Source organism: Schaalia radingae, from assembly GCF_900106055.1.
Lineage (GTDB): Bacteria > Actinomycetota > Actinomycetes > Actinomycetales > Actinomycetaceae > Pauljensenia > Pauljensenia radingae_A.
In genome coordinates, this window is sequence record NZ_LT629792.1 from 507,793 (window position 1) to 532,455 (window position 24,663).

21 protein-coding genes are annotated in these 24,663 nt (G+C 52.6%); 12 read left to right on the forward strand and 9 right to left on the reverse strand.

Annotation, left to right across the window (positions count from 1 at the left end):
* Positions 1 to 226: 226 nt before the first annotated feature.
* Entirely contained in the window at positions 227 to 766 is a 540-nt protein-coding gene (locus BLT69_RS02165) for an NUDIX hydrolase (protein WP_092648291.1), read from the reverse strand.
* Positions 766 to 2,319: a hypothetical protein gene (locus BLT69_RS02170; RefSeq protein ID WP_092648292.1), complete on the reverse strand. Its 1,554-nt coding sequence runs from the start codon at positions 2,317 to 2,319 to the stop codon at positions 766 to 768. Before BLT69_RS02170 ends, BLT69_RS02165 begins: the two co-directional genes overlap by 1 nt.
* Positions 2,320 to 2,518: 199 nt before the next feature.
* Between BLT69_RS02170 and BLT69_RS02175 the strand changes: the two genes are divergently transcribed.
* From BLT69_RS02175 to BLT69_RS02200, 6 genes are all read left to right on the forward strand, one after another.
* Positions 2,519 to 4,744 carry an alpha-galactosidase gene (locus BLT69_RS02175; protein ID WP_257590378.1) on the forward strand — a complete coding sequence of 742 codons (2,226 nt, stop codon included), beginning with the start codon at positions 2,519 to 2,521 and terminating at the stop codon, positions 4,742 to 4,744.
* Positions 4,745 to 4,776: 32 nt separating this feature from the next.
* Positions 4,777 to 6,048 carry an ABC transporter substrate-binding protein gene (locus tag BLT69_RS02180; protein ID WP_092648293.1) on the forward strand — a complete coding sequence of 424 codons (1,272 nt, stop codon included), beginning with the start codon at positions 4,777 to 4,779 and terminating at the stop codon, positions 6,046 to 6,048.
* A 68-nt stretch (positions 6,049 to 6,116) separates the two neighbouring features.
* Entirely contained in the window at positions 6,117 to 7,019 is a 903-nt protein-coding gene (locus BLT69_RS02185) for a carbohydrate ABC transporter permease (protein ID WP_092648294.1), read from the forward strand.
* On the forward strand, positions 7,019 to 7,852 hold the full coding sequence (locus BLT69_RS02190) for a carbohydrate ABC transporter permease (RefSeq protein WP_092648295.1): 834 nt from the start codon (positions 7,019 to 7,021) through the stop codon (positions 7,850 to 7,852). The genes BLT69_RS02185 and BLT69_RS02190 overlap by 1 nt, the downstream gene beginning before the upstream one ends.
* 60 nt (positions 7,853 to 7,912) lie before the next feature.
* Complete coding sequence (locus tag BLT69_RS02195) at positions 7,913 to 8,896, forward strand: LacI family DNA-binding transcriptional regulator (RefSeq protein WP_371935803.1); 984 nt, start codon at positions 7,913 to 7,915, stop codon at positions 8,894 to 8,896.
* Positions 8,896 to 9,534: a sugar O-acetyltransferase gene (locus BLT69_RS02200; protein WP_092648297.1), complete on the forward strand. Its 639-nt coding sequence runs from the start codon at positions 8,896 to 8,898 to the stop codon at positions 9,532 to 9,534. Before BLT69_RS02195 ends, BLT69_RS02200 begins: the two co-directional genes overlap by 1 nt.
* A 126-nt stretch (positions 9,535 to 9,660) precedes the next feature.
* On the opposite strand, the gene BLT69_RS02205 is transcribed toward BLT69_RS02200, so the two are convergent.
* The 4 genes from BLT69_RS02205 to BLT69_RS02220 are packed head-to-tail and all read right to left on the reverse strand — an operon-like array spanning position 9,661 to position 14,881.
* Positions 9,661 to 10,905 carry an NAD(P)/FAD-dependent oxidoreductase gene (locus BLT69_RS02205; RefSeq protein WP_257590380.1) on the reverse strand — a complete coding sequence of 415 codons (1,245 nt, stop codon included), beginning with the start codon at positions 10,903 to 10,905 and terminating at the stop codon, positions 9,661 to 9,663.
* Complete coding sequence (locus tag BLT69_RS02210) at positions 10,898 to 12,286, reverse strand: NAD(P)/FAD-dependent oxidoreductase (RefSeq protein WP_092648299.1); 1,389 nt, start codon at positions 12,284 to 12,286, stop codon at positions 10,898 to 10,900. Before BLT69_RS02210 ends, BLT69_RS02205 begins: the two co-directional genes overlap by 8 nt.
* Positions 12,276 to 13,460 carry an ethanolamine utilization protein EutH gene (locus BLT69_RS02215; protein WP_092648300.1) on the reverse strand — a complete coding sequence of 395 codons (1,185 nt, stop codon included), beginning with the start codon at positions 13,458 to 13,460 and terminating at the stop codon, positions 12,276 to 12,278. Before BLT69_RS02215 ends, BLT69_RS02210 begins: the two co-directional genes overlap by 11 nt.
* Before the next feature lie 2 nt (positions 13,461 to 13,462).
* The gene (locus BLT69_RS02220; RefSeq protein WP_092649056.1) at positions 13,463 to 14,881 is read right to left on the reverse strand and encodes an FGGY family carbohydrate kinase; all 1,419 of its coding nucleotides are present in this window, start codon (positions 14,879 to 14,881) and stop codon (positions 13,463 to 13,465) included.
* A 155-nt stretch (positions 14,882 to 15,036) separates the two neighbouring features.
* Here BLT69_RS02220 and BLT69_RS02225 point away from each other — a divergent pair, with 155 nt between their 5' ends.
* Entirely contained in the window at positions 15,037 to 15,828 is a 792-nt protein-coding gene (locus BLT69_RS02225; protein WP_092648301.1) for a DeoR/GlpR family DNA-binding transcription regulator, read from the forward strand.
* A gap of 287 nt (positions 15,829 to 16,115) precedes the next feature.
* Here BLT69_RS02225 and BLT69_RS11010 read toward each other — a convergent pair whose 3' ends face one another.
* Genes BLT69_RS11010 through BLT69_RS02235 form a run of 3 tightly spaced genes read right to left on the reverse strand, consistent with a single transcriptional unit; the run spans position 16,116 to position 18,560 of the window.
* A complete protein-coding gene (locus BLT69_RS11010) occupies positions 16,116 to 16,874 on the reverse strand; it encodes a nucleoside recognition domain-containing protein (protein ID WP_257590381.1) in 759 nt (252 codons plus the stop codon).
* Positions 16,875 to 16,890: 16 nt separating this feature from the next.
* Positions 16,891 to 18,339 (reverse strand): FeoB small GTPase domain-containing protein, encoded by a 1,449-nt coding sequence (locus BLT69_RS11015; protein ID WP_307876269.1) that lies wholly within the window; start codon positions 18,337 to 18,339, stop codon positions 16,891 to 16,893.
* Positions 18,336 to 18,560 (reverse strand): FeoA family protein, encoded by a 225-nt coding sequence (locus BLT69_RS02235; protein ID WP_083309375.1) that lies wholly within the window; start codon positions 18,558 to 18,560, stop codon positions 18,336 to 18,338. Before BLT69_RS02235 ends, BLT69_RS11015 begins: the two co-directional genes overlap by 4 nt.
* 367 nt (positions 18,561 to 18,927) lie before the next feature.
* Here BLT69_RS02235 and BLT69_RS02240 point away from each other — a divergent pair, with 367 nt between their 5' ends.
* The 5 genes from BLT69_RS02240 to BLT69_RS11235 all read left to right on the forward strand — a co-directional run bounded on the left by BLT69_RS02240 (position 18,928) and on the right by BLT69_RS11235 (position 24,659).
* Positions 18,928 to 19,125: a hypothetical protein gene (locus BLT69_RS02240; protein ID WP_092648302.1), complete on the forward strand. Its 198-nt coding sequence runs from the start codon at positions 18,928 to 18,930 to the stop codon at positions 19,123 to 19,125.
* A 60-nt stretch (positions 19,126 to 19,185) separates the two neighbouring features.
* Positions 19,186 to 19,839 carry an Ltp family lipoprotein gene (locus BLT69_RS02245; RefSeq protein ID WP_092648303.1) on the forward strand — a complete coding sequence of 218 codons (654 nt, stop codon included), beginning with the start codon at positions 19,186 to 19,188 and terminating at the stop codon, positions 19,837 to 19,839.
* 655 nt (positions 19,840 to 20,494) lie between these two features.
* Entirely contained in the window at positions 20,495 to 22,768 is a 2,274-nt protein-coding gene (locus tag BLT69_RS02250; RefSeq protein ID WP_092648304.1) for a hypothetical protein, read from the forward strand.
* Positions 22,769 to 23,463: 695 nt separating this feature from the next.
* A complete protein-coding gene (locus BLT69_RS02255) occupies positions 23,464 to 23,667 on the forward strand; it encodes a hypothetical protein (RefSeq protein WP_157886315.1) in 204 nt (67 codons plus the stop codon).
* A gap of 275 nt (positions 23,668 to 23,942) precedes the next feature.
* A complete protein-coding gene (locus tag BLT69_RS11235) occupies positions 23,943 to 24,659 on the forward strand; it encodes a DDE-type integrase/transposase/recombinase (RefSeq protein ID WP_141757267.1) in 717 nt (238 codons plus the stop codon).
* Positions 24,660 to 24,663 lie beyond the last annotated feature (4 nt).

A 24,663-nucleotide genomic window follows, 5' to 3' on the forward strand; every position in this document is an offset into this window, starting at 1 on the left:
ACCTGCCCGGACAGGCGGGACGCTAACTGGCGCAAAACTTCGGTATCCGGCTGGTTAGGATCCGGATTATTCGGGTAAAGCGTTTGAAACGACGAAGCAGGAGCGGTAGGCAAACCTTCAGTGTGTCATGACTTTGCCTTCTTTTGAGGAAGTGTCCAGCCACAGAAAAGCAACGCACCTTACCTCTGGCAATCCGGTGCCTTTACAATCCAGGCCCTTTACACGGCTAAGCCCGCTGAGCCGCCACCGCCAACGCACTCAAACTAATCGAGTCGCGCAGCTCACCATTTCGGATCATCTCATCCAATTGCTCTTTTGAGAACCAGCGCTGCGCCTGAACCTCACCATCACAGGCATCTCTCGCCACGTCCTCGCCCGCCACTTCTACGAGCACAACAGCCACCTCGGACGCTAAGAAACCAGAATCTGGAAATACCATTCCCAAGAACTCGCCGGCCTTAGCGTTAATCCCCGTTTCTTCACGTAGCTCTCGCAAAGCCGTTGCAACCGGATCAGGGTCCGAAACTTCCGCCATGCCGCGAGGTAGCTCCCACAGCTCTCGCCCAACCCGGATGCGCTCTTGGTGTACTAAAAGCACGCGGCCCGTATCACGAGCGACCGGAACCGCTACAGCGCCGGCAAAAGAGGCCTCGCCCACGCTCACGCGGTAGTGCGTCTGAGGTTCCCCTGTGGGCGTGCTGCCGCTCCTACTGTCAACACGAACCGGGAAATCCGGCGCACTCCACTCCAGTTTCCAGTCCGACATTAATGCTCCCCCTCATTACTCATCGTCAAAGTAGCTGTCATCGCAGATCCGCGAAGCCGGAAAAGTTCTGCCAAATCATCCCACGGCAAACCGGCAACAACACCCAAAATACCGGACACCGCTACAGCAACAATCTGTGCGCCCGTAGACATATCCGTCAAGTCCGTCATCAAACTCAACGCGGAAATCACAACCGCCAACACGGACATCGACAAAACGCGCATGAGGGTCACGAACTTCCTATGCGAATGCGTATCTGGCGCACTCACGGCCTCGCGCGCCGCATAGGCCATGTCAAACATTGCCTGCCGCTGCCCGCGTTGAATCAGGTCTCGCGCAGACTCTCGAGTTAGCGGATAGAGCTGCGCGAAAACAGGAGGTGCAATCACGAGCATATGGTCAAGTATTTCTCCCTCAACACGAATCGTCTGCGCCCGACCCGAGGAAAAAGCGCGGTCACGCACCCGCTGCAACCGCGAGCGGCCCGGCAGTATGAGGCTGTAACGCGCGGCCAAGTTCTGGTTACTAGCATCGAACGAGTTGTCATAGAACGACAGGTACATTGCGCCGTCCTGGCTCGCAATGGCGCGGTAGTAGGAGCGCGACCACATGTCCATCGCCATACGCGCCTCGTGCCAAGTAGTGTCCGTTTCCAGTGCTCGCGTGGAGCGATCTCGCGCGCTTGGAGCCGGCTTAGCCTCGCCCTCATTCGCGGTCATCCACGCAAAAACACTGCCGGTCACTTCTTTGCGAAAGTTTGATGTTTGCTCCAGGACGAATTGCGCCAGAGGTCTTGGCTGTTCGTCCCCCAGCTGCTGCGCAAGCGTCTGGCGGAGTGTGCCCGGCACATCCAGAGTGGCGGTGCCCGTCCCTCGATCCCAACGATCAACCGCCACCAGGCCGTCAACGATGGCTTGTGCCCACTGATCTTGCGCGCGACAAATTAGTGCTTCAATCCGCTGATCTTCAAGCTCATTCGCATAATTTGTGAGGCCCGCCCCGCGCACCCAACTCTTGCCAATCGCGTGACACAGCCAGTCGTTTGGGGCTGTATCCGCCATGGTTGCCATGCGTGCGGATGAGGCTTGCAAGAACGCGGGATCGCGCACTTTTCGAAGCTGTAGATCAACGTTTACGAGGTCACCTTGGCCGGCGTTCGTCCCCCGCATTGCGGGAACCCTCCGGTCACTGTCTGCATCACAGCTATCGGCATCTTGGTCAGGTTCGGGCTGGCATTTGACTTTAAGAGGAAGAACAGCGTCCGACCCGAGCCCCAATTCCCGGGCAATGCCCTGCGGCCCGAGTGAGAGAAAGAAGATCCCGTCGAACAGCTGATTTCGATCGATGGTGAGGACGTCTCCGAGCAGGATCGCGGTCCGCAACACTGCGATTAGGCGCCGCGTGGCTTCCGCGCTACCATGCTGGCGCCACATGCTGGCTTGACGAACCGAGTCGAAGTCCGCAACCTGGATTTGGCGGGGTTTCTCACTGGCAATGCCGCCAGTGAGCCCACCTCGAATATCTTTTGAATCCTGCACACTAGTGTCGCTCACGTAGCAATAATGACAGGCCTAACAACCCAGCTCAAGGCAAGGCAGCACGTGGGACCAGGCGTGGAGCATCTTAAAGAACTCGAGACTGAGAATGAACATAACGGTTTGGTAACTACTCTCTGAAAATTGGTCTACGCGTGTAGATCGTGTTAGCTTTGTCGCTGCAGAAGCGTTTTAACGCAGTTCAAAGGAGACCCGCGTGAAAGATAAAACAATCGACGCCGTTTACATGTGCGCCGGAGATACCGGATTTATTCTGGACAATTCCTTCGGCGGAATCCCCCAGGTTTGCTATTGGGGCCCAGCCTTAGGTACTCTCACCCCAGCTGACGTGAAAGCGGCGGTAATAAGCAACCGAGAGTCTTTGGACGGGAATGCGCCCGATGATCACGTTTCCTCCACTCTCATCCCACTTGAATCCGACGGCTGGTTGGGACGTCCAGCTCTGGCCGGACACCGAGCCGACGGAACCAGCTGGGCTCCCCGCTTTAAATGCGCGGACATAGAACTCCCTGAGAATTGCCATATTGCAGACAGAGTCGCATTCGTTAACAACCAGCCCGTTGCGTTCTCTGCAACTTCAGAAGGTTCACAGCTCGCTCTGAAGATTTTCGTGGAGCCGTTCGAACAGGGCCCACTGCGTATCCGCGCGGAGCTAACCAACCTCTCCGAGTCCGATTACCACTTGGAAGAGCTGGGCATCTCACTTAGCCTGCCGCTCGAAGCTAATGAAATCTTCGATACCACCGGAAGGTGGGGCAAGGAACGCGTAGCCCAACGTCGCCCCGTAGTTCTAGGCTGCGACCTGCGCGAAGGGCGCCACGGACGCACCGGCTTTGACGCTCCCGGCTTCACTTTCGTTGGTCCAAAAGGCTTTTCGTTCCGCCAGGGCGAAGTTTGGGGCCTGCACACCGCGTGGTCTGGCAACCACCGCACCTGGGTGGAAAAATCCATCGGCGGACAGCAGATCATTGCCGGTTCGGAAGTACTCATGCCCGGTGAAGTTACGCTGGGCAAGGACGAAACGTACTCGACTCCTTGGTTCTACGCTGTGCACGGTTACGGCCTCGATGACGCTGCCCAGCAGGTACACCGCTGGTTCCGCAGCCGCAAGAATCATCCCAAGACTGAGCGTCCCGTAACCCTTAACGTATGGGAAGCGGTCTACTTCAACCATGATCTTCCGAAGCTCCAGAAGCTCGCTCAAAAGGCTGCCGAAATTGGCGTTGAGCGCTTCGTCCTCGACGACGGCTGGTTCCTTGGCCGCCGCGATGACTTTAAGGGGCTTGGCGACTGGTACGTAGATGAAGATGTTTGGCCAGACGGACTAACGCCACTGGCTGACATGGTGCACGACCTCGGTATGCAGTTCGGGCTCTGGTTTGAACCGGAAATGATCAACGAAGATTCCAACCTGGCCCGCAAGCATCCAGACTGGATCATGGCCGCGCAGGGAAGCACCGACGCAAAAGACCTACCGCTACAGTGGCGTCATCAGCAGGTTCTCAACATCGCAATCCCGGAAGCGTTTGAGTATGTTAAAGACCGCGTTGTGTCGCTAGTGCGCGAGTATTCGATCGACTACATCAAGTGGGATCACAACCGTGACCTGATCGAAGCGGGTAACACTCAGCTTGGTGGACGCGCTGGCGTATCTGCTCAAACACACGCTGTTTACCGGCTGTTTGACGAGATCAAGGCAGAATGTCCCGGCCTCGAAATTGAAAGTTGTTCTTCTGGAGGTGGCCGCGTAGATCTAGAGGTCTTGCAGCACACCGACCGATTCTGGGTGTCGGACTGCATTGATCCGGTTGAGCGCCAAGAGATGACCCGCTGGTACAACCAGGTGTCACCGCCGGAGCTCATGGGCACGCACGTGGCATCAACCGAATCGCACACCACTGGACGCCACTCCACTATGGCCATGCGCGGTGGCACCGCTCTTTGGGGCCATTTTGGAATCGAGTGGGACATTCTTGAAGCCACTGACAGCGAGATGTCCGACCTGAAGGATTGGATCGCGTTCTACAAGTTGAACCGTGACTTCCTCCACTCTTCGGACATTGTTCGTTGCGAAACACCCGATGAAACGATTTGGCTACACGGAGTAGTTACGAAAGATAAATCTCGCGCGCTATTCCAAATGGTTACGCGAGGACGCTCCGCTATCTCTCCGCGCGGAAGGCTACGCTTTAGCGGATTGGATGATTCGCGCACCTACACTATTCGTCCGGTAATCGTTGGCAGTGAGCCCTCAGGGTTGGTGCCGCCACTGTGGTTTGGCGAACTTAGCCAACCCGCTGAAGATGGCCGGCGCTACTTTGATGGAATCACCACCACCGGTTCCATTCTCCAAAATTCTGGTGTGCAGACACCCCGTCTACACACTGACCAGACGCTACTTTTCGAAATAGTCGAAAAGTAGGAAACCAATAAAGGCGAAGGAGTCTTTTCACGATGAGAAAAGGGAAAATTTTCGTTGCAACCGTAGCAGCGTCAGCACTGGCACTCGGCCTAGCTGGCTGTTCAGGAGGCTCTGGCTCTGACGCAGGCGGCAGCGCTGACGGCGGATCCATTGACGTGTTCATGAACATGCCTACCGGTTCGCCTCAGGAAGCCAAGATCAAGGAGCTGACCGCAAAGTTTGAGAGCGAAACGAATTCAAAGGTAAATCTCACCATCGCGTCCTCTTCGTTCGAAGATGACATGAAGGTCAAGATGGCTTCGGATTCAGTGCCAGACGTGTTTTCAACGCACGGCTGGTCTGTTAACCGCTACAGCCCCTACTTGCGCCCATTGAATGACCGGCCTTGGGCGGAGTACGTCAGCAAGGGCCTCGACAAGGTCATGTATGACGCTGACGGAAACATCTACGCCCTTCCTCTTGAGTACTCAACCACAGGACTCTTGGTCAACTACGAAATCCTCGACAAGGTAGGTGTTGACCCGGATTCGCTAAAGACCTGGGATGACGTCGACGCCGCCATGCAGAAGATCAAGGACGAGCTCAATATTTCCCCGATCACTGCATCCGGTAAAGAGTCAAACGCTGGCGACGTTGGTAACTACATTGCTTCTGGCGCATTTACGCCCGAGCAAAACGAAGCGTTCAAGAATGGCGATTTCAGCACTGAACTTTGGGCTAAGGGCGTAACTTCGCACGTTCAGAAGTGGCAGGAAAAGGGATTCTTCAACCCTGACTACGTGTCCGCGACGCTTGACGACATGTCGCGTCAGCTAGCTGACAACACCGCAGCTTTTGCGATCTCTTGGCCGTTCGTTCTTTCCACGGCTTACGAGTACAACCCGGATGCAAACCTTGGCTTCATGCCGATGCCCGGCGTTGACGGACCGTACATGGTTGGTGGCGAAGGCGTGAGCGCATTCGGCGTTTCTAAGACCAGCCAGAACGAAGAGCTTGCTTTGAAGTACGTTGACTTCCTTGCACAGCCAGAAAATGCTAAGCCGTTCCTTGAGGCCATGGGCGCTTACGCTGGCCTAACCAACGTTGAAGTAGACCTGGGCAACCTGCAGCCGAGCTTCGACAAGTACGTTGCCCCCGGCGAGATTCCGACCATGCCGTTCTTCGACCGTCTCTACCTGCCTAACGGCATGTGGAACACCATTATTACCACCACCGATGGCGTGATCAATGGTCAAATGACAGCGGAAGTTGCTGCTCAGCAGATGGCAGACCAGTACCAGACGCTGTACTCACAGCAGAAGTAATTATCTGCTTAGAGGTGGGGTAAAATCGACAGATTTTACCCCACCTCATTACCACGATTAGGTGAACCATGAGTGATACAAAAACAGCGGTGCGCAGATTCTTCAAAGGTTCTTCTGTGAACTTAATGTATGTTCCCGCTTTAACAATCTTCGCTATCTTCCTCGTATGGCCCGTAATCCAAGGCGCATACCTATCCACCACCAGTTGGGATGGATACTCTCCAACTCTTTCCAGCGCAGGATGGTCTAACTACACGAGGCTTGTAAGCGACCCCAACTTTTTTGTAGCGGTGCGCAACACCTTCATTTACGGAGTTGGAAGCACGATACTACAGCAGATAATTGGCCTCTTTCTAGCAGTGCTGCTAGAGCGTTCCGGCAAGATTTCCAACAGTGTGCGAGCCATTATCTACCTGCCGGTCCTCATCTCACCGGTCGTTATGGGCACCTTCTACTACCTCGTATTCCGGTTCCGCCAGGGCGCGTTGAACGGGATCTTGGAAGCGTTTGGTGGTCAGCCCGTCGCATACCTTGCAAACTCCAACTTTGCTATCGCCGTAATCGTATTCATCAACTCGTTCCAGTTCGTTGGCGTATCGATGATCATCTACCTGTCCGGACTGCAGTCGATTCCAACAGAAGTTCACGAAGCCGCCCAACTTGACGGTGTTAACGGCTGGCAACAGTTCAAAGACATCACCTGGCCAATGCTCCACCCGGCATTCGCTGCTTCCGTGGTCATTAACCTAATCGGAGGACTCAAGCTCTACGACATCATCAAGGTTCTAACCGATGGCGGTCCAGGCTTTGACACCAACTCGGTTTCAACGCTTATTGGACGCACCTACTTTGGCAGTCAGGCCGCCGGCTACGCAGCCGCGCAAGGCGTGGTGCTGTTCTTCATAATCGTTCTATTCACGGTTATTACAAACCGCTGGCTTGATAGGCGCGCTACGAGAGTGGGGCTGTGATGAGTGAAAATAAGAATTCTTTGAAAACTCCTAAGTTCATACTTTTCCTCCTGGTACTGGTCTGCCTTGTGCAGTTAGTACCTTTCTACCTAGGCGTGGTTGCATCCTTTAAAGGTTCGCGAGATCAAAGCTCGGCGTGGGCGATCCCCTTTGGAGAATCCACGTTTGAGAACTTTGTCATCGCATGGGAACGCGGACACGTAGGCCAAGCCATTTTAAACACGGCTATTGTTACCATCCTGGCCACAGCCATCGTGGTAGTTGTTGGCGCACTAGCCTCCTACCCACTTGCGCGACGCCGGACAAAGTGGAATCAAACGATCCTCATGCTGACGCTTACCGTCATGATGATTCCCCCACTGTCCATCCTTGTTCCCTTGATCCGTCTGCTAAAGAGCTTCGGCATGATGAACACCTACATGGGCCTAGTTTTGCCACTGGCAGCTTTCGCTCTTCCCCAGGCGATCTTCCTGTACACGCAGTCTTTGCGCGGTATCACCGGAAGTTTGGAGGAAGCCGCGAAGATCGATGGAGCGGGAACGCTACGAACCTTCTTTTCTATCGTTTTGCCGCTACTAAAGCCCGTGACAATCACGGTGGTTATCCTTACCGGCACTAACGTTTGGAACGAATTCGCGCTGAGTAGCTACATCATGACTACAAATGAAATGCGTACGCTGGCTCCCACTATCGCGTCCTTCTTCGGCGCGGCCGGATCCAACGTGAACGCAGCAATCGCCGGATCATTCCTGGGTGTAATCCCCGTGCTAGTTGCATACCTGTTCTTGCAAAAGTACTTCATGAAGGGCATGCTCGCGGGCGCGGTGAAGTAATGATTTCAAGGTGGTGGCAACGTGCGGACTGAACCAAAACGCCGGGTAACTCGAGATGAGGTGGCCGCTCGAGCTGGCGTCAGCTCCGCCGTTGTCAGCTACGTTGTAAACAACGGCCCCAGGCCCGTAGCTGAGAGCACCCGCCTTAGAGTTCTTGAAGCTATCCAAGAGCTTGGCTACCACCCCAGTGGCACGGCAAGAGCACTGCGGCTAGGAGCTAGGCAGACGTGCGGCGTGGTTATACCCAACGTGAAGCACCTGTTTAACTCCGCCGTAGTGCACAGACTGGACCGAGAACTGTCGCGCCACAACCTCTCCATGTTGCTTTCCAACACTCATAACGATCCAGAAACTGAAAAAACCGTTATCAGCGAAATGCTCTCATGGGGAGTGGACGGCCTCATAGTTATGGTCTCAGCACTCGACGACGAAGATTGGCGCCACCAAAAACTTCCCGTTCCAGCCATTCTTTTGGACCGCCAGATTGGCTTGGAACACTTCACCACACTTGGCCCCGATTTTGCCGAGGGAGGCAGAATCGCTACCCAGCATCTGATCGACCATGGGCACGAACGAATCCTCGCAGTATTAGGCGGTTTATTCCCTGGCGATAACACTAGGTTGGCTGGTTATCATCGGGCACTATCCGATGCGGGCTTGCAACCCCTCACCCCCATCATGACTTCGTGGTCACTAGAGGGCGGGTACGAAGCCGGAAAGCGGTTCCTACAACTAGACTCGCGCCCATCCGCCGTGTTCTGTTTTTCTGACGCACTAGCTATCGGCTTCCAAAAAGCCGTAACAGAAGCTGGAGTTCGCATCCCCGAAGACGTTGCCATCGTGGGATTCGATGGCACGGACACCGTTAAGTATGTTCAACCTCGAATCACCACTGTAAGACAGCCTATTAACGAAATGCTTACCACCGCAGTCGAGACCCTCGTTAAAGAGCCGTACGAGCCTTTACCAAAACACATGATCTTCCCTGTGTTACTGGTACCAGGAGAATCTTGCGGCTGCCCAAGAATAGAAGGAATAGACTAATGGCCGCTTATTTTTCAGAAGAAGAAGTTCGCAGGCGCATTGAAGAGCGCGAACTGTACTGCGATGCCTACGAGGGCTTGGAAGGACTCAAGGATGAGCGGGACCGGGCTAAACGACTGGTTGCGCGTTTCAATCAAACAACCGTAGACGACGAGGCCCTACGTAAGCAACTCATTGCAGAACTGTTTGGCGAAAGCGCTTCAAATGCTCTCCTCGAGCCGCCTATTTCTGTTGCTTACGGGCACCGCACAACTTTTTCTGGCAACGCTTATGCCAATACGGGTTTGACGCTTGTAGACGACTATGAGATCAACATTGGCAAGAACGTTATGTTTGGTCCCAACGTGACTCTAACGTCCACTAACCACCCGATTCACCCTAAGCTGCGTGAGGATGGCACGCAGTTTTCTGCTCCCATCAACATTGAGGATGACGTGTGGATTGGCGCGCACGCTGTTGTGCTTCCCGGAATCACCATTGGCAAGGGCTCTATTGTGGGCGCCGGAGCCGTGGTGACCAAGAATGTGCCGCCCATGTGCGTTGTGGCCGGAGTGCCCGCCAGATTCATCAGGCGAATCACCGATGAAGACCTGGAGTGGGAGTACAGGGAGCCGGGAACCTTGGAATACGAAATGTAGCTCAATTGACTTAGCGCACTGGCCTCGACGAAGCTTTTTCGCTCCTTTCATAAGGGCCCATTATCGTTAGTTTCCACAGAAATAATCGGGGGGCTCCAAGATCTTGGAGCCCCCCGATTCAGGGTTTTACGCTAGAGCGATCTCTATATCTCCTCCGAGCGGATCTACCGTATCAAGCACATCAGCTGGAATACGGAAGACTCTGCCTGGCGCTGCTGGCCACGGCACACGTTTACGTGCCACTTCCACGCCTCTTTGTCTCACTGATACCGCGGGCGTGGCGTCAAACACATCAACCCACGCGATAAGACGATTACGAGCGACATTGGGCCCTCCGGGCACGTAAGTTCCCGGGGATATCCACCTGATAGATCCAACGGGTTTAATTGCTATCGGATGTTCAGCTTTCTGTTGCCCGGACAGATAGGCCAGTACTTGATCAGCTACATATTCACCCTCAAGAGCGACTACATCTGCAGTTTCGACAGGGTGGTTCACGTTACCAACTGAAAAAATACCGGGGACAGATGTTTGCATGGTCTGATCAGTCTTGGGGCCAAGATGATTAGCATCAATATCTACCCCTCGCTTTACCAACAATTCATTGTCTGGAATCCAATCACCGGTGAACACAACCGTATCGCACTCCAATATGCGGCGTTGGCCATCTTTTTGCTCAATTTCGACGCTCTGTACTCGCCTCTTTCCGTTAATTCGAACTACCTTCGAGTTAGTAATTACCTTTGCTTGGAACAGGGCTCGCCCGCCCAAGCGGAACGCCGAGTAAGACTCCCCTTTAGGGTACTCAGTGACGAGTGCAGTCGTGTCACAACCGGCTTGCTTTAGGGTCATAACCGCGGACCAGCTAACTAATTCTGCACCGATCACCACAGCTCGTCTACCAACCTTTTGGTGGTACAGATGCACAAGGTTTTGCAACTGGCCCGTGGTGTATATTCCAGCAGGCCTATCACCTGGAATAATTCGAGCGGGACGAGGCCTCTCCCTCGCACCAGTAGCGAAAACGAATACATCTGGACGTACATCATAACGGCCGGCAGGGGTTGTTACCTGAAGTGTTCTATCGTCACTCCAGCCGGTTGCCATTGCTTGAGTCATAAGTTTCGCGCCTGCACGCAGGGCATCTTCGGTCAGAACCTTTGCGTAGGCGGGCCCAGACATGAAACGTTTTCTGTCTCGAATGCCATAACCGAGATGGTCGGCATGGCGCGGAATTCCGCCTGTATTCTGTTCCCGTTCAATAACCAAAACCTCGCCATCGAGCACGGGAGCGAGTCGTTTAGCTGCGCTTAATCCAGCTGGTCCGCCTCCAATAATTGCAACCGTAGGGGTTAGCATCTGTTTACTCATTGTTACCTCCGGCAAGTTCATCAAAAATTGCTTGCACTTTTGCGCCACAGAAGAATCCTTGACAACGACCATTCATCGCTCGTGTGCGGCGTCTCAATCCGAACAATGTGGTTGGAGGAATTGGAGACTGGAACGCATCCCGGAGCTCACCCCGAGTCACCCTTTCGCAGAAGCACACCACTTCGCCGTATTGGCTATCGCATGCAATTTTTTCGTCATCTTCAAATGGTCGAGTGAGACTTTCAGCTAGTGGAGGCATCTTGTAAGTGGGCGGCAAGTCCTCGCGCATCGTCAGGTCCAAGCCTGACTTTTCCATAAGCGAGAATACATACTCAGCAACTGCGAGAGCGGATGTAAGACCAGTTGATCTGATGGCAGCAGCAATTATGTAACGCTTAGAATCGTCGACTTCAATAAGGTAGTCTTTCTGGTTATTCGCAGCTCTTAATCCCGCGTATGCCGCCGTAACCTCCTCTTTCAAAAGCTTGGGCATTATGCGCGATCCCTTTTCATAAAGGAATTCAAAGCCTTCTTCCGTGGTCGAGGTGTCGGTCTTATCTGTCATGTCTTCCGAAGTAGGTCCGAGCATGAGGTTTCCAAACGCTGTCGGACTGATCAACACCCCCTTACCAGCTTTCGAAGGTGCTGCGAGAATGATCTTGTCTGTAAGAGGGCGTGACAGCTTGTCAAATACAAGTAGCTCTCCGCGCCTCGGATGAACCTTTAGACGATCGTAGCCGAACATGGCGTCGACACCATCGGATCCTAATCCCGCCGCATTGACAACCCAGCGGGCTCGCAGAGGGCCTTGTGTGGTTTCTAGCTTCGTATATTCAGAACCAACATCAATGGAAAGAACCTTGTGATTCAGAAGTAGCTTGGCCCCTCGACAAACCGCATCCGTTGCGTATCCGATAGGAACCGACCAAGCGTCTATCACAGACTCTCCCGGAACTACCAACCCACCAGTTGCTCCTGGGCCCAAATCCGGTATTTGTTCGTATACTTCTTCCGGTGAGATAATGTACGTTTCCGTGTACCCATTCTTCTCAGCCTTCTCTTTCAATGAAGGTAGCGACTCCGCTTGTTCATCATCCCAAGCAACGAGGATTGCGCCAGTAGTATCGACTCCGACGCCAGCTTCCGCACAGTACTCTCTAGTTAGGTGATAGCCCCGCGCTACAAGCTGCGCTTCAAGCGTGCCTGGAGAAGCATCATAGCCCGTATGCAACAATGCAGTGTTTGCTTTGGACGTCCCTTCAACTACATCTTCTCGGCTGTCAACCAGCGCAACGGAGTACTTGGTTCCTGCAAATGCTCGCGCAATTGCTGACCCAACAACTCCAGCGCCGATAACAGCGATATCGTAATCATTCGACATTTGTTTCCCCTCCAGTGCGTTTTAGATCGACAGGGCTACTTGTTTCTGGCGTTTCGCGGACAACGGCTTGCAAGTTCGGATCAAATGCCGGGTAACGTTTACGCGCTATTACATACGCCAATGCTGTTGCAGAGATAGCGGCCACCAACTTACCCACGATCATCGGAACAATCATCTCTGGTGCCACACCTGCGGTGAATCCCAGATGATCTCCGAGAAGAGCCATTGCGGAAACAGCCCACGCGGTATTAATAAAAATCCCGCGCTTATCCATCTTCGACATCAAGCCGAAGGTAGGAATTGCATTTGCGAGGCTCATAACGATTCCGCCTGAAGCAACCTCGTTCATCCCCATAACTCGCCCGAACGCAGCTAGTGGTTTACGCGCGACTTTTGTAATCACATACATGAGAGGGAAAGCTCCCATCAAGAATACGCAAATCTGTGCTACGATAGTTAGCCCCTCCTCGATGGGCACTAGCTCCCAACCCGCGGGCATTATTTTCCAACCGGTCAAAAATTCGAACGCTACAATGCCCAGCGCAATCGAGATGATAAAGACGAGTGCTTTGCCGAATCCCAAGAATCCTCGAGTCATTGCTTCGGGAGCTTTCCAAAGTCCAAATGTAATAAGCGCTGCGGCGATGATAATCGGAATGAGATTCTTCAGAATCATTATCACGCCATAACCGGCGACTAAGCCACCTGCTAGCACGCCAAGTGGAATAGTAACAACGCCGACCAGGACACCGTTGGCGAAATATGGACGATCCTCCTCTTCCACGATTCCTAGCCCCACTGGAATCGTAAAGACCACAGTACAACCCAACATCGAGGCAAGAATCGCCCCAGCCAGCATGGCAGCATCATCTGATTGCGCCATCTGAACTGCGAGGTGGAATCCACCCATATCGTTTGCGAGCAAGGTACCAGCAAACATTGATGGATCGGCGCCGAAAAACTTGTAAATAGGAACAATAACCGGATTCAGAACTTTAGCTAAAACGGGTGCCAGGGAAATCATTCCAACCATTGACAGCGCTAACGGACCAAACGTATTAAGCCCCTCTTCGAGCTGATCACCAAGCTCAAACTTGCTTCCAATAGCTCTGTCTAGCGCCGCAACTATCAGGGCAAACGCCATTATTATGACAATAATTTGATTCAATCCCATGATTACAGCTCCAAAGACGACTCAACTGCGGCACGCCACGCCGTCCTATATGACTCGACATCATCTGCACTTCGTTGCGGTTCATAAGTTGCAGCAGGTTCCCAATCAAAAGGTCCTTCTTCAATTGTCAGGTCCGGATTCAGGGCCAAACGCATGCAGGCAGCGGTACCCAAAGCAGTAGCATGAGCCGATGGATAGGTATCGATTGGCGTTTGCAACATATCGGCCTGCGATTGCATGAGAACTTTAGATCTCGTCAGACCGCCGTCAACACGAAGCCTGCTAAGTGATTCGCCTAGTTCTCCATGAGTTAGATCAGCCAGCTCCGCAATTTGTGCAGCGATACCGTCTAACATTGCCTTAACTACCTGTGGCTTGCCTGTAGATAGGCGCATGCCGGATAAAAAGGCTCCCGCATCCGGCTTCCACCATGGCGCTGCCAATCCTGCAAAGGACGGCGCAAATAGAACACCACCTGAATCCTCCGCTGCAATTTCATCCATCTGCGGAGCGCCGGTAATGATACCCATCTCTTCTAGCCAACGCACTGCGGAGGCCGCTGTGTATACCTGGCCGTCGGAGCAATAATTTGTTTTACCTCGGAGAGTCCACGCTACTGAAGTGGTCAGGCCGTTATCGAATCGAGGAGCGTCCTCACCCATATTCACAAGGATGAAAGCGCCCGTGCCATAAGTGCATTTTCCTTCGCCTCGATTGAAACACTTCTGCGCAAACAATGCGGCCTGCTGATCAACGATTAGACCACCTACCGGTACAGGCGAACCGGTGAACGCACTCGTTTCTCCTACAATTTCATCACAGGCTACAACCTTAGGCATACGCTCATTAGAGAGCCCGAAGATTTCAAGGAGTTTGTCATCCCACTGAGTTGAGTCAACGTTCAATAGCAAAGATCGCGAAGCGGTTGATACATCCGTTACGAACTCGCCCGTAAGCTGATAAACCATCCAGGTATCGGTAGTAGTTACCACACCTTTGGTGGTGAGGTTTTCACGAAGCCATGTCATCTTCGGAGCGGTGAAATAACAATCCAGCACTAGACCGGTGCGCTGATGCACCTCATCCGCGAACTCTTGCAACCGTTCCACAACCGTTTGCGCACGGCGGTCCTGCCACACAATACAGGTGGTAAGAGGCTCGCCCGTTTCTGGATCCCACGCGAGGATGGTCTCACCTTGATTCGCTAAGGAGACGCCTTCAATGGGCACGCCTGCTTTTGCCACAGCCTCTTTGCCCACCTCAATTATGGAGCTCAAAAGCTCTCGTGGATCCTGTTCCACACCCCCGTTTGCCAAATATTCCGGGAAAATTTCCTTCTCCACCACCGCGTGAACGCCCTGCTCATCGACCACAATCGCCTTCGACCCTGAAGTTCCCTGGTCTAATGCAAGAATAGCCACGTTGCCACCTTTCGTTATCACAGTATTGCTATCGTGCTTGCGACTCCTTCGTCGCTTAACAAAATCTCAACGGAATCAGCCGTTTCCGCAATTCTGTTCAGATTGTTGTTTTAAGCGTAAGTCCGTTTGGAATTCAACTCAACGAATGTGGAATAATGTGGATTGTGACCATAAAAATTGCTCAAGAGCGACATCGATACATCATTCAGGAGATTCGGTCTAGCGGTAGTGTTTCCACACTAGACCTAGCCCGCACATTACGGGTTTCCGGGGAAACCATCCGGCGCGATTTCGCTTATCTAGAACAGCAGGGTTTCCTTCATAGAGTTTATGGCGGTGCGATACTAACTGATTTAAAGGTAACCACTGAACCCGGTTTTCACGAACGACGCTCAATCAACCCTCGTGCTAAATCTGAAATCGGTCGAACCGCCGCAGAGCTTCTCAATGATGAGACTTCTATTTTTATTGACGTAGGCACAACTGCAGAAACCATAGCAGCCGCCCTCCCCCCGCAATGGAAGGGAACAGTATTCACAAACTCTCTTCTCGTGGCCGAAGCACTCCCCTCCCGCAACAAGGTAGAGACTATTCTCACGCCTGGAATTCTAAACCAGGAAGAGAGGTACGTTAGGGGATCTTCTACCGCATTGTTTCTAGACCGAATTCATTTCGACACCGCATTCATTTCTTGCGGAGGAATTGATATTGCGGGCGCAACCGACTTTGACGCGGATACAATTGAGCTCAAGCGCATTGCCGCCTCAAGATCTAATCAGACTTTCATTGTTGCCGACTCGACGAAGCATAATCGCATGGGCACATTCGAGGTTTCGCGCTGGTACGAGCTGTCAGGACTCATCACAAACGAATCCCCACCGGAGAGAATACGAACGACTATAGTGCAATCCGGCGGGCGAGTAATAACCCCTAATATGCGTACCTGAGCCGTTCTGAAAAAGTTTTTCTGGCGAACCTGCCCCGCATCACCCAACCGACAGTGGGCAACCTGCGCAGTGGACTTTCACCTCTTGGGAAGTTCCACCGCCGCAGGCTCCCAAGCCGGATGAACACAGTGATCCTGCGCTTTGCAAGCGCCCCGACCGGTTCAAGTGGTCGACCATCACTTGCGCAATCTCAACCCGCAACCCCGCCCGCTGGGCGGCAGACTCCAAGGTTGCGCCTTGTCTAAGCTCATCCATCAGCCGGTAAAGAGGCGGCTGGTTCCGGACAATCACCAGAACAGCCTACCAACCTGGAACACCAGCACTGCCAGCAACCAGGCTGCAGCCAACTGAACGACCACTGCCCCAATCGTCCAGCGCGCCCCAATCTGACGCTTTTGCTCCGCAACCGTAGCCAAACACGGTGTGTAAGTCAGAACGAACACGAGGAAGCCAAACGCTGCCAAAGACGCGTACTGCTCGCCCGCAGTCCTCTCAAATGATGCCGTCACCAGCTCGGGTAGCGAACCAAGATCGTCGCCCCCGTCCTCCGCGTCACCTGCCGCGGACTCATCCAGGTTGTAGGAAGTCACAATCGAAGAGATAAGCGTTTCCTTCGCCACAAAGCCCGTCATCAACGCGCCAGTCATGTGCCAATCACCAAAACCAGCGGGCTGGAATACAGGTTCAAGAACGCGCGCGGTGGAGCCGTACAAGGAGTTCTCCATTGGCAACTCCTCATCAGCGAAGGAGTAGCCCTTTGCCATCGGGATTGCGCTCATCAACCACACCACAAGAGTCATTACTACGATGATCTTGCCGGCGCCCTTCACAAACGCCCACGCCCGGTTCCAAGTATTTTGCAAAATCACGAGAATACGCGGCATCTGGTAAGCCGGCAGCACCAGCATCAGTGGAGCCCTCGACTCCCCCTTCGTGATGAACGGCTTCAGCACGAGCGCTCCGAGCACCACCATGAACAGCGACAAAACGTACATCAAGAACACGACATTGCCAGCGTTATCTGCAAAGAAGATTCGCGCGATCATCAAATAGATCGTGAGCCTAGCAGCGCAGGAGGTGTAGGGAATGATGAGCGTTAACCAACCGCTGCTTGGCGTTTGGTAGCGTGCGAGTTGCCGCAAGCGACGGCAAGTTGCATCCAAAGCCCATAATCAGAGGTAAGATTACTCGCCCATCCAGGCCGATCATGCGCATAACGCGATCCCCTAGGAACGCTGCGCGCGCCATGTAGCCAGAGTCTTCCAAGATCGCGATCGCCAAGAAGATCACGAACATGAGCGGAACGAACGAGGCAACTACGCCCAGGCCAACTGCGAGACCGTTAACAAACAGCGACTCAACCCAAGTGCCGGACAAGCCCACGCCTGCGAACGCAAACTTCAAAAGGTTAGCTAGTGAGAAAGCGCCTTCGTCGGTGCTGGAAAACAGCCCATCGAAGAAGTCTTGCACGGGGCCAACCCAGTTACCCGCGGCTTGGAATAGAAGCCACATGAGCAAGAAGAATACCGGGATGCCAACCAGCGGATGAAGAAGGAGGGAATCAATCTTGTCTGAACGAGACGGTTTACGCGCAGAGTCGCGTTTACGTCCCGCCTGTTCCTCAACCCGCTCAACCCAGGCAAACAGTTTTGCCGCGCGATCAAACTCGGACGTATCAGCCAAGCGCGCCGCTTCCACCGAAGAATCCGCCGGCCCCTTACTGGTATTTTCTGCCGCGGAACAACCGCAATCTACCGCGCTCATGACCGGAGCGCCCTCACCAATGCCCAAAATCTGCGGGGACTTCAACTTATCAATCTGTTCGAAAGCTGCCTGCGCTGCCACCTGGTTAAATCCGGGAGCAGTCGGATCGGGCAGAATCGACTTTACGCGGGGCCGAGAAATCAGAGCGGAACGGATCATGTCTTCAACCGCGCGCACTCCCTGCTTCGTGCGCACATCCGCCGCCAAAATCGGGATGCCGAGCGTGTTTGAAAGTGCGGCCGCATCAACTACCTCGCCCTCGTGCTCGACAACATCCGCCATCGTTATAACGCCAACCATCGGGCGCCCCGTTTGTGCTACCTGGCCAAGCAAGTACAAGCTGCGCGTCATTGCCGAGGCATCCAGCATCATGACCACAAGGTCAATAGACTGGCCCGACGCCATGTCCGTAGCAGACCCTGTTGCACCTGCCAAGGTATCGACGACGACTTGTTCGTCCTCAGAATTGGCCACCAGCGAGTAGGTGCCGGGAAGGTCAATTACACGTGCTCCCAGCGCCGTAGAACGACCCTGCATGAGCTCCACGGTTGTACCCGGAGCGTTCACAACCGCCTGATGAGCACCCGTAACCGCGTTAAAGAAGGTGGACTTACCAACATTTGGGTTACCAACCAGCACTACGGTGTCACGGGGATGGCGAACATCCTTGACGTCTAAGAGAACAGACCTGGCCTGCGGGTTATCGCAAGACTGCGGATTTCCTGGCGAACACTTTGGGCAACTCACTTAACTAACTCCACGTCAATCAATTTTGAAGAACGATGGTCTACCGCGACTCGCGTTCCTCCGATATTTAGGACCATGCCTCCAAAGGCGGCGCGGTTTACGACAGTGAAATGCGCTCCTGAACGCAGGCCCAGTTCTTGCACCCGTAGCTGATAACACGGTTGGATTTCAACATTTTGCAGCTGGCCAGTATCGCCGCGCTTACACTCAGAAAGTTTCACACCGAAAAGATTAGATACGGCATACCTAACCTGCAACGACCGTTGCGTAAATCAACCCACCTCAAGAACGCCAAAATCGCTTTTTCGCGTGATTGCAGGCGAATTTATCAATGCTCCAAGTGCCCATAACCGTAACAATACAGGAATTACCCAACAATATACGATCGTAAATGCCTGTATTCATGAAACGTTTATGTTTCATAAATAGTGTTGGGGCTGGAGAAAGGTTTTAAAACTCTCTCCAGCCCCAACTACAAAGAAGCTGTCAGTTAAGCTCGTTAGAAGCCCTGATTAGCCCTCCATTACCGCTGCGCGGCCGGCCTCTAGACGAGCTACCGGAACGCGCAGGCAGGACGGCGAGTGCGGGGTGAGCCGGCCGGTAGAAAAATACATTGACCAGCAGGTGGCACGCATGTGGATCAGTCGCGACACGTACGCAGCCCTGGAGGACATGTATGCAGGCGACTCGTGGATGATCGCAGGCGACCTGGACTTGCCAGTGTGGGTCATACACGCATACCAGGACATGCTAGAAACATCAGAAAATTACCTCGCCGCCTGGTAGGCGGGGTAGTGTGTAGTAGCCAGACCATATTTTTCATGTGAGTTCAAAGGAGAAAACACAATGACCAGCCAGCAGCAGCCGTTTCCCGCGCCCGGACAACCAGTCCCACAGCCTCAACCGGCTAAAAAACCGTTCTACCAAAAATGGTGGTTTATAGCTCTCATCATTATTATCCTCGTCCCCGCTATCGCTCAGGCGTGCGGCGGCGGCAGTAAAAATGCTTCGACCGAGCAGTCATCCATGCCGGCAGCGGCTCAGTCGGTCTCTCAGGAGTCAGGCCAGTCAGCGGCGGCCGAGGCGGAGCAGTCTGCTCCACCGGAGCCCGCCGAGGCGGAGCAGTCAGCTCCGGCAGAACCTGCCGAGGCAGTAGCGGCAGCTCCGGTTGAGAAGGTTCAGCCAGCCGAGGAGAAGGTACCAGCCGAATACAAGGCGGCACTGCGAACAGCCGAATCCTACTCAGAGACCATGCACATGTCGAAGCAGGGAATTTATGATCAGCTGGTGTCTGAGTTTGAACAGTATCCGCCTGAGGCCGCTCAGTATGCGATAGACAATATGGTCGCCGATTGGAATCAGAATGCCCTGGAAACGGCTAAGAGCTACAGGGAGACGATGGACATGTCGAATGGCGCGATTTACGATCAGCTGGTGTCTGAATTTGAGCAGTTTACGGAGGACGAGGCTCAGTACGCTATGGATCATATTGACGGGTAGGGCATGTGCGGGGCACGCTGCCATCGCAGTTTTAGCGTTTGTGCTGGTCACGGGTGGTGGCGGCGCTGTCTCCCCCCATCTCCACTATTAGGACGTTCATTTTGGTACAAAGTGAACGTCCTATTTTTTATGCCATAAGATGTGACGTTTCGCCTTGTCGGGGCAGCTTTATTGCTTTCGGAAGTCTTCTTGGTTAGGTATTTGACTTATCGTTGGCTTGGCACAGTTTGTCAGATTTCTAGAGGCCGGAAGGCTCCGAGAAGCAAGCTACAAAAAATATGTCTATCCGCCAAAAGTGTGCGAGTCGCTAAAAGCTTTGGGGTTTCACAGAATAGATCTATAATTTAGAGCAGCCGTAGAGTAACTGCCCGAAGCCAGACCTTCTAAATTAAGCAATAAAAGTTGTCATGTTTTTTGCAGACATTCATTCCAAATCACCGTTGATGGATGATTTGATTACCAAAAAATCACGTATGCATAAGAATTTCAATAGCTAAAATGTATTTAATGAACGTCTAGCTAATGTGTTTTATCTGTTTAGCTATATTCCTGTAGCTGTCACCACCTACCTGAGCTCAACGGGCTGGTTTTCTGGATGACGTAGTGGTACTTTGAGGGGAATAGATTTAACTAGCACACTGGACAGGAAGGTCTAATGCGCAACTTCAAGGACAAGCCCGGTTTTCTTGAAACGTTCGCCGGCGGAGCGCTGCTTAAACCAGCTCATCTTCTTACAGAACTACTGATCCTAACCTTGGTCTGCGCTTTGGGCTTCACGCTATCGAGCCCGTCTATGGCTCATGCCGAGGATCTACAGAGTAGCTCCCGGGATGACGAACAAAGCGCCAGTCCGACGCCGGTAAGCACTCCAGAAGTTGTAACTGATACCCAGTCTGGCGATGGTCTAGAGATCGGACCGGAGACTGTCGATCAACCCGTGCGTCAATCAACTTTACCGGCACCGACCATTCGCAAGGTCTTTTACCACGCCACAACTATTTCCGGCGCTAATGTACAACGAAAAAGAGTTGGTGGAAAGGTTAAAAGGTCGACTGTATATGTGACCCTAAAAGGTAAGGATGGCAACGAAAAAGCCACTGTTTCTGTTACCCCTAAAAGTGGAACAGCTTGGACGGTAAGTCTACCTAACGGCGTTAAAGTTGCACCAGGTGATACCGTCACTGCCTATCAAACTTTGGATGGCGCTACATCTGGTGTGGTGACCGCAAATGCTGAGCCATCCATGGCATTCTCGAATAAAGACAAGATCAAAATGCCGGTAGGAGAAATCTGGATTGAACACCCGGACGCTAACCTTGTAAATAATGATGAGCAAGCAGAAGCTATTGAAATGCTGAAGAAAGCTAATCCGGACATTGCGAACGACTTTAACCTTGACAAAATTAAATTCTCTATCGATTACACGGACCATGCCTACTATGAAGTGACCTATACAGATGGATCAACCTCCGGAAAAATTGAAGCTCCGGACGTAATAATCAAACAGGTAACGGAAACATCTGTGGCTCCGATAATAGGAAAAGTCCAGGTGACAGACGGGCAGATTATCGTTACATTTGCTAAAGAAGTTGCCCAAGGAACAAAATTTAGTTTTGTCAAACAATTTACCGATGGAGAGGACAGGAATTTTTCCCAAAATGGAAGCTGTATAGTGGACAAATCTAACTCACAAGAGATGTCTCAAGCAGTAACCGTTGACGGCAAAAAAGTTACTTTCCCAATCACGGATAAGGTTAACGATTTAAAACTCGGAACAGAGTTCGGTATCGTTGTCAAAGAGCCACATAAATTCCGTTCTTGCGCGAAGTCTGAGCCGGTAATAACAACCCCCGACAAAGTCGCCGTGAGAGATCCTCACAAATTAACGGATGCCGATAAACAAGCCATCGATAAAGCTATTCGAGATGCCAATACGGTAAATGGCGTATCTAAGCTTCCCGATGGAACTGGATTTTTAACCGATCCTGCGTTTATCGAGTTTGATAAAGACGGAAACGTTACAATAATCAGCCCTAATGATGTGGAAACTGATTGGGATAATGACGGCAATCCGATATATGTAAAAAATCCTGATGGAACCTATAAAGTAAATGATGTATCCAAAGTCACTAAAATCCCTGCCAAAGATCTGGTAAAAAATATCGCTCCGAAATCTCCTGCGATTGCGGTAGATACGGATAAGGGTGAGGTAACTATTACCCCGCCAGCCTATGAAAACCCGGGTGATGATACCGACTTGGCATCCTACACCGTCACCTATAAGGATGCTTCAGGAGCGGAAAAAACCGTCACTGCAACTCGAACCGTAGACGAAACTTCCGGTAAGACCACGTGGACATCAGATGGTGCAACGGTTGATGCGAACACTGGTGTGATTACTCTGAAAGTTGAAGACATCGAAGTTGGTGGAACTGTCACGGCAAAAGCAAAAGATAATGGCGGACTAATTCCCACTGAAGAACAGCCGCTTGAATCAGAACCGGCCAGCGAGACACTCGAAACTGCCACTGTTAGCTATGATCGTAACGGCGGAGTCGGCGATATGGATGGCAAGACTTTAAACAAGGGCAGTAAGTACACGGTGTTGCCTAATGGTTTTACTGCTCCGGATGACTCCCAGGAATTTAAGGCTTGGGAAGTTGATGGTCAGGAAGTGGCGCCGGGCACCGAGATTACTGTTAATGGTGACACGGTCGTGAAGGCTGTGTGGAAGAAGGTCCAGGTTGATAACCCGAATGGTGGGAGCAACAAGAACGGCGATGACGCCGTTAAAGCGTCTGAATCTCGCAAGTCTGGAAAGCTCTCGAAAACTGGATATGCTGGGATGCCGTATCAAGTCGCAGCGATGATTCTTGCAGCCGGCGGATTACTGATTGCTGCTGGTAGGAAGAAAGTCAGAAAGGACTAAAACTGAGAAGTTAAAGTAGCGTAAGCCGCCCATATGAGCAGTGAATATGGGCGGCTTCGCTATTTTCAAGGAACTTGTAAATATCGAAGTAAGGAACTGCTTCTGCTCTCTGCAAAGCAAAATTTCCCAAGGTTCTTGTAGTAAGAGATTGCTTCGTGAGCTTAATTAACCACCGTCACTCGTGGTTTGGGGATCATACCCGAATTATGAGTATTAATGCGTTGTTATTGGGGTTTGATGAGGGGTATGAAGCTTTGAATTATTGTTCGACGAGCACTTGTGATCGACCGGTTTGGGGTGCCTGGCAGTTAAATCACGTACTGACATTACCTCTAAAACGCAAGCTGACTTGTTTATAAAACTGCTGCTAGAAGGATATTTTATTACGGAACTCGTGATAATTAAAACCTCTCTTGTCACTAAAACGGCCTGATGCTGGGAAGTTCGAGTACCTAAAGCGCAAGTTGCAGGCGAGATATATGGGCCAGATCCTTATCGATGGGATCTGCATTCCCTATAACTGGTGTAAATCAGACTGGGTTTGTGAGAGGGCATGCTATACCTAGCAAGGTTTTTCTATAGCTATCAGTGCTTATGACCAGGAGACCAGGGAGCGGTCGGTGAAGATATGCTTTGATATCCTTGCTGGCGGTGCCTCGTCGAAGCCGGCAGCTATTCGTGTTGTGGAAGCAAAGATGGGAATCGAAGCATCCACGTTGCGCAACTGGATGAGAAAGGCTGAACAGGCCGAGGCGCTGGAAGTAGCAGCCAGTGAGGCGGATAAAGATGCCGAACTTAACAAGCTACGCGAGGAAAATGCCCGGCTTGAGGAAGCCGACGAGATCTTGAAGCTGACGTCAGCTTTTTTGCCTAGGCGGAGCGTTACCGCGCTCAAGTGATTGTGAATTTTCTGCATATTCACCGGCACTTGTATTCCATCGAGCGGATGTGCCACGTGTTCAACGAGCACGAATACGACATTTCGCCAGCAACCTACTACCGTTACATCAGCCGGGTTGCCCCCCACACAGGCCGAACTCGAGGAAGCGTATGCTGCCCACAAGCTGTACACGCTGTGGGTGAAGGCGAGGCGCGTTTATGTGGCAGGCGCAAACTCTGGAAAGTATTCCTGCGCGCTGGATGGTGGATTGGCCGTGACCAGGTACAACGACTGATGAACATCCTGGGAATCAAGCGTGCGCCGGAAGAAGTCGCAACGCACTCCGATCAGTGGCGGGCGGCGGATTTCACCTACGTTTCTACCTTGCAGGGTTGGGTGTGCGTCAGTTCTGTTGAGGACGTGTGCACCAGAGAAATCCTTGCAGTCGTCGACATCCAGACGGATAACAGTCTGGTCGCATGTGCCTTGAGGCAGGCGTTGGCCACACGGAAGTGTCAGGACTCGTTCTTTAAGTCTGCTGGGGTCATACATCACTCCGATGCGGGTAGTCAGTACACCTTGACTGATCTGCGCGACCTGCTGCAACGCCACGGGATGGATGGCTCAATCGGTGCCATTGGGGATGCCTACGACGATGGGCTGATGGAGTCAGTCATTGGGCGGTACAAGTCCGAGTTGATTCACGTTGAAGTTGCTGCCTGGGCCAACAGGCAAGAAGGGAGACCGCGATTATCGGCTGGGTCCACTGGTGCAATACCGACAGGTTGTATTCATCGATTGGGGACATCCCACCCGGTGAGAGATACACCAACCATTTTCAACACGCAGCCTTCAAGGCTGCCTAACACGCCGCTCTCAAAACTCAGGCCAATTCAGTATGCGCCTGGATTCCCTCCGTTTAGTGAGGCGTTTCGAGTGACCAGAGTGTTTTGCACCCTCGTATCTATACGTATAGAATGCGTCTCGCAGAAATCAATGGTGAACCTGTGAAACA